The following is a 2,500-nucleotide window of genomic DNA, read 5'->3' on the forward strand; positions in this document are numbered from 1 at the left end:
TCTGAGTGTGTTCCTTCTTAAATTCTGATAAAAAATAGTTCTATTCTTACATGACATATCGTATAGAATCCATTACAGTAAAGTTTGATCGAAGTGATATCATGAATGGTCTTATGAACAATGGCATGTCACGTGCAGATGCACAAAAGACCGCCAACCGTGCTGTTCAACTCTATCAAACAGCAGAAACAAAAACCGAGGACGCACTCAAAGCCCTTGAAGCACAAGCAGAAACACTCTCGGATAATCTTGAGGATGCCATAAAGGGAGCAAAAAACACTGCGACAAAAGTCACCAAAACAGCATCACATATGGGCTGGTGGGGCTTTTTAGGAGGCTTGATTGGTGCCATTATCTCCAGTATTTGTGGTTATTATGGTTACAGAAGCCGTAAAGAGACTTTCAAGTTTTAAAACTTCTAGCGCGCAAAAGCAAAAAAGCTGCACAGATTTGTGCAGCTTTTTATCTTTCTGCCATCAGCATAGGTTTAATATTTCACGAGGATAAAATATTATTTTACAGCTATAGTTTTAGAGATTTTTTTGTATTACGAATAAATATTGCCATGAGGTCATTTTCATAACTTATCTCTCAGTCATGGGTTTTTAGTTTTTTTGCATATCATGAGACACGAGATAATTTTCTATTTTCACACAACGCATTTCACACAACGCAATTGAGTTTTTACGCGCGTTTTTTCTTTTTCTCTTCTCTCTCTGAGAGCTTTGTCCCCCAAAACTTCTAAAGCAAAATCCTCTCTCAGGGCGTATGATGGTCAAATTCAATATGAATGTTACTAAATTATCATTATGAATCAATATCTTGAACAAGAGAGAGAAGCTAAGCTTAGATTTAGTTTTTGAGAGCCCTTTACACGCACAATTACGTCTCTTATAGGCTTTACGCCTACTCAGCTTGCTTCAGAAAGAATAATGTTTGCATACTCTATTATGCTGCATTTTACTTCTTTAACGCGAGCAGATATCCGAGCCACTCCTACAAAACTTTACCATAGCGGTGGGCGCATTTACACGCTACTATGTTTTCTCCTGCTTTTATTTTCAGAGAGTTATGATATTTTTTTCAGTATAAAGAAGGGGTTTTAGATTCATCGATTTAGAGGGAAGCAGGCCTACCCTCCCCACACCTTGCTTCAGAATGGTATGATGTTTAGTAGCACGCGCTTATTATTGTCTATTCTTTTAACCAGGAACATCCCCCCACACAACCACAGGTGTTGGCGCGTTTATGGGCTACTACATTTCTCACTGCTTGGGATAGTGCTCAAGAGCGAAGTGCGATGCGAAGGGAGTAATAGGACTTGGTCAAAACATACTCCTTGTTATCGGTATTTACACACAGATCGTAAGAGGTATCCTAGATTTTGTGTCAGCACAATCTCGGCAATTTATCGAGTAATCACCAGTATGATAAGCATAGTGCTGGTAGTCTGCCCTCTCTGTTTTTGCAGTCTTTTTAACCACTTTAGCAATGCGGCTTATGTATTATTCTCTGCGACAATTATTGGCTTTAGCATTTTCTACTTTTCCTTAACACAGATCATATAGCAAATGATGCTGTCATTTTTTATTTTTAAAATAGCCAATGGCGTGCAAAAGCACCCTAATGGCAAATCAGAAAGAACAGCGAAACAGGCCAATTCCTGCCTATATCTTTATCATACAACACCCGTATACATTGGTTTTATAGGCTTTGTCCATTTTTGCATTACACCCAAATCACGCTCCTATAATTGGCAGCATATTATGAACAAATTAGCAATGAGCGCAGCCATAGCAAAAAGCCACCTCACGAACAGAGAATGAGGATAATAGCGATGGATGATGCATAAAATAAGAGATGTAGCAGCACATTGTGCAACGGATAGAGATATTCACTCTGCAAATAGGATAAGGCGAGCGATCTCGTAAAAGAGAAGAGTGTATTTTGGGATAGCGCTTCTGGACGAAGCGCGGTTTGAAGGGAGAGTGATATGAACGCCTTAAATCACATTCCTTGTAACGTTCCTTATCACATTCCTTGTGACATTCCTTGTCATGTTCCTTGTCACATTCCTTGTGACATTCCTTGTCACGTTCCTTGTCATGTTCCTTGTCACATTCCTTGTCACATTCCTTGTAACGTTCCTTGTAACGTTCCTTGTGATGTTCCTTGTGATGTTCCTTGTGATGTTCCTTGTCACATTCCTTGTGATGTTCCTTGTGATGTTCCTTGTGATCTGTATATCTACAATGATAGCAGGCATGATAATCGGTTTCACCACCATAATCATAGGAATCTTAGTTTTTATGATTAATAGCACGGTACAAAAAAGTAACAGATGGGATTTTCTGATGATTGGAGCAGATTTTCATGGATCGATGATTTATCTGTGACTTATCCGATTTTGTCTATATTTTTTCAGTGATGCATGTAGATTATTTTAGAATAAGTAGATTTTTTATATCAGAGAAGACAATATGCTTCACGCGATCCCTTA

Annotated in this window: 1 protein-coding gene and 1 pseudogene; both read left to right on the plus strand. The window is 38.6% G+C overall.

The window, feature by feature from the left end; genetic code table 11:
* Positions 1-59 precede the first annotated feature (59 nt).
* Positions 60-413 (plus strand): annotated as a pseudogene (locus QWU_RS00005) (hypothetical protein); the annotation flags it as partial.
* 1,580 nt (positions 414-1,993) lie between these two features.
* The gene (locus QWU_RS08750) at positions 1,994-2,317 is read left to right on the plus strand and encodes a hypothetical protein (RefSeq protein ID WP_155816213.1); all 324 of its coding nucleotides are present in this window, start codon (positions 1,994-1,996) and stop codon (positions 2,315-2,317) included.
* Positions 2,318-2,500 lie beyond the last annotated feature (183 nt).

The sequence above is a fragment of the Bartonella birtlesii IBS 325 genome, from assembly GCF_000273375.1.
Taxonomy (GTDB): domain Bacteria; phylum Pseudomonadota; class Alphaproteobacteria; order Rhizobiales; family Rhizobiaceae; genus Bartonella; species Bartonella birtlesii.